Origin of the sequence: Terriglobus sp. YAF25 (genome assembly GCF_052113305.1) — a bacterium.
Lineage (GTDB): Bacteria > Acidobacteriota > Terriglobia > Terriglobales > Acidobacteriaceae > Terriglobus.
In genome coordinates, this window is the sequence record NZ_JBFRCY010000729.1 from 1 (window position 1) to 2268 (window position 2268).

The following is a 2268-nucleotide window of genomic DNA, read 5'->3' on the forward strand; positions in this document are numbered from 1 at the left end:
GTTCCGGCGACATCTTCCTGAAGATGATCGAACGCGCCCGCGCAACCGTACCCGGCATCGTGCTGCGGACCAGCTTCATCGTCGGCTTCCCCGGYGAGACCGATGCTGAGTTCGAAGAGCTGATGGATTTTATCCAGAAGGCACAAATCGACTGGCTGGGTGTCTTCTCTTACTCAGATGAAGAAGGCGCCAAGGCCTTCGATCTGGACGAGAAGGTGCCTTCGCGCACGATCGAGTCGCGCCGCCGCAAGCTGATGCGCCTGCAGCAGAAGCTCAGCACCAAGGCAAAGAAGGCCTGGGTGGGACGCGAAGTCGAGATTCTGGTCGAGGGTCCGAATGAAGAGACACCTTTGCTGTGGGACGCACGCACCATGCTGCATGCTCCTGAGATCGACGGTAAGGTGCTCATCAATGACTTTGGGCCGCACGAGGCGTTGGTTCCCGGCACCTTCTATCGCGCGGAGATCACCGAATCGCATGACTACGATGTAGTCGCCCGCATCATCGAGCAGTAATCATCCAGACACAGTAAAAAAGGCCCCGTGATGGGGCCTTTTTGTTTTCTGCTTTCCTTGCGTTAGAAACCGCCGTTTGCCTTCGCATCGTTGATCGCCTTGCTGTAGCCGGAGGTGAAGGCAGAGCGATATGCATCACGCTGATCCTTCTTCACGCGGGCAGGCGGGTTCTTGTACAGGTGCGAGCTGGTGGGGTCGATCTTACGCTTGGCCAGYGTATCCAGTTTGGCCGCCTCCATGCCGTCCTTGTAGRCCTGCTCCTGTTCCGGAGAGCCTGCGAACGAGCCGTTGTACTGCGCGGCGGTAGGGGACTGGGTCTGCTGGGCCAGCGTCATAACCGAGGAGCTGGCAAGGATGGCCGCTGCTGCGAGCGGCATAACAAAACGGATTGTTTTCTTCATGCGGTATTACCTTTCTAATTCCTTCAACGACGTACTGCGGTACTGCCGACTGCGTACTGCTTTACTTCCGGCGTGAAATCTTACGCCCCGAATACAGACGTTGCCAAATGCGCCGGCGCTGCTATTTTTCTGCTATTTTTTCCGGTTTTTCACGGTACACAGCCAAGGGTGTACCTTGGAGAAGGAAAACCGATGGCTCAGAACAAGGCACTCCGCTGTCCCACCTGCCGCGCGCTGGTGCTGGAAAAGAACAACGACTTCCCGTTTTGCAGCGACCGCTGCCGCCGGATCGACCTCGGCAAATGGGCTTCGGGAGATTACCGCATCTCTTCCCCAATTCTGGATCCTGAAGTATTGGAAGGACTTGCGGAACATGCCCGGCGTCCGCAGCAAGACAACGATGACGACTAACGCACGCAAAACCACTTGGGCATGGGTTGTCGGCACTTTTTTCGGTTCGGGCCTGCTCAAGCCAGGTCCGGGAACCTATGGATCAGTGCTCGCAGTACTGATCTGGCGTCTGCTGGCCTTCTTTCTTGACCTTACCCGGCCACAATTAGCGCTTCTGACACTCGTCCTCGCCATCCTGGCGACGGTCATCGGTATTCCCGCGGCAACCCGCGTCGCCCGCGAGAGCGGCAGCAAAGACCCGCAGATGGTGGTGATCGATGAGGCAGCCGGCCAGTGGGTTGCGTTGCTCTTCGCCGCTCCCATCTGGAAACACTACGTGCTGGCGCTGGTGCTCTTCCGGCTCTTCGACATCCTCAAACCGCCGCCGGTTCGCCAGCTTGAACATCTGCCTGAGGGCACGGGAATCATGGCCGATGACTTGATGGCGGGGGTCTACGCGCTGATCTGTTTCGTGCTGATCGCGCACTTCGCCTTCCCCAATTTTTAGATATATTGCCAAATTAGCCCCGAAACTGGGTGCCCCATCCATCGCGGATCCGGGGTCCCCAACGAACTTGTTCGCCGGGGACCCAAAATCCCACCCAGAGCATGGGCATCTCGAATTTGCCTCACGCAGCGCGAAACTTCCCACCTGCGTTAGGCTTAACCCATGGCAGCAGCCTTTCGTTTTGGGTCAAATGTCGAAGCGCCTCACCTCGACTCGGTAACACCACTGGCAGCCCTGCCGAACGGCGAGTTCCAGGTACAGGGCAAAGCTCTGGGTGTGTATGAAGGGCATCTGCCGACTGTCACCATCGGCGATGTGCCTGCGCGGCTTGCTCTCTCGCGGACTTCCCGCCTGTCGGTTCGAGTACCGGAAGGTTCTATCACCGGGGACCTGGTCGTCCGCTCTCACGGCTCAGCCAGCAATCCCCTTCCCGTGAGAGTCGCGGTTCCCATGG

Annotated in this window: 3 protein-coding genes and 2 pseudogenes; 4 read left to right on the forward strand and 1 reads right to left on the reverse strand. The window is 58.3% G+C overall.

Features of this window, described 5'->3' with window-relative positions; all coding sequences use genetic code 11:
- Positions 1–515, forward strand: a pseudogene (locus AB4043_RS22960) (30S ribosomal protein S12 methylthiotransferase RimO); the annotation flags it as partial.
- 62 nt (positions 516–577) lie between these two features.
- On the opposite strand, the gene AB4043_RS22965 reads toward AB4043_RS22960, so the two are convergent.
- On the reverse strand, positions 578–916 hold the full coding sequence (locus AB4043_RS22965; RefSeq protein ID WP_442308204.1) for a hypothetical protein: 339 nt from the start codon (positions 914–916) through the stop codon (positions 578–580).
- 192 nt (positions 917–1108) lie between these two features.
- Between AB4043_RS22965 and AB4043_RS22970 the strand changes: the two genes are divergently transcribed.
- The 3 genes and pseudogenes from AB4043_RS22970 to AB4043_RS22980 all read left to right on the forward strand — a co-directional run.
- Positions 1109–1327, forward strand: a complete 219-nt coding sequence (locus AB4043_RS22970; RefSeq protein ID WP_442299135.1) for a DNA gyrase inhibitor YacG — start codon at positions 1109–1111, stop codon at positions 1325–1327.
- Positions 1317–1814 (forward strand): phosphatidylglycerophosphatase A family protein, encoded by a 498-nt coding sequence (locus tag AB4043_RS22975; RefSeq protein WP_442299134.1) that lies wholly within the window; start codon positions 1317–1319, stop codon positions 1812–1814. The genes AB4043_RS22970 and AB4043_RS22975 overlap by 11 nt, the downstream gene beginning before the upstream one ends.
- A 162-nt stretch (positions 1815–1976) precedes the next feature.
- Positions 1977–2268: pseudogene (locus AB4043_RS22980) on the forward strand (hypothetical protein); the annotation flags it as partial.

Excerpts from the sequence above, each read along its gene's own strand:
- AB4043_RS22970 (WP_442299135.1), top strand. The coding sequence starts at position 1,109 with ATGGCTCAGAACAAGGCACTCCGCTGTCCCACCTGCCGCGCGCTGGTG.
- AB4043_RS22975 (WP_442299134.1), top strand. The coding sequence starts at position 1,317 with ATGACGACTAACGCACGCAAAACCACTTGGGCATGGGTTGTCGGCACT.